At 43.5% G+C, this 623-nt stretch carries 1 protein-coding gene; it reads right to left on the bottom strand.

The genetic code is table 11. The annotated features are described in order from the left end of the window. Positions 1 to 623: EAL domain-containing protein (locus tag R8N47_RS26270; protein WP_318186239.1), on the bottom strand; the 623-nt coding region annotated here is incomplete at both ends.

The following is a 623-nucleotide window of genomic DNA, read 5'->3' as shown; positions in this document are numbered from 1 at the left end:
TTCCAAAGTCATCAATTTTGAACTTGTAACCTTTGTTGGTGAGGTAGAGAATCTCTTTTTTCGCGGCTTCTACGTCTTTAACCGGAATTCTTTCTGTTAGCTCAAAATGAATTCGGTTTGCACACGGCCAATTCAAATCTGCCAACAGTTTGGTTAACGAACCGGTTTCTAAATGAGCAGAGACAATATTGACACTCACCCAAATCGACTCAGGCAGTGACTCAAGATCTTGGATGATTTTGCGAATCATCTGGTTCGTCATCGGAACAATCAATCCGCTCTCTTCTGCGGCGCCAATAAACATATTAGGTGGCACCAAACCATCGCGTCTTGACCAACGCACCAACGCTTCATAACCTACAGTTTGGCCATCTCTGCTATCCACAATAGCTTGATAGTAAGGGATAAATTCGCCGTTATTGATGCCGTTTTGAATCAGCCCTTTGATAGACTTTCTTAGGCTTTTACTTGAGATATAAAACAGCGCAAACACAATCCCAAGAATCAAAGTAGCAGGCACACCCCACACGAAAAGACGCTGATTCGCGTATGCAGCCAAGGCTTCACCACTGTAAATCTTGATGAGCATGTTGGCCTGAGATTCGTCAGAGAAGAAAAACTCG

Source organism: Vibrio sp. 2132-1 (genome assembly GCF_033344315.1).
Note: the sequence above shows the minus strand (reverse complement) of the source record. Positions and strands in the feature narration are given on the sequence as shown.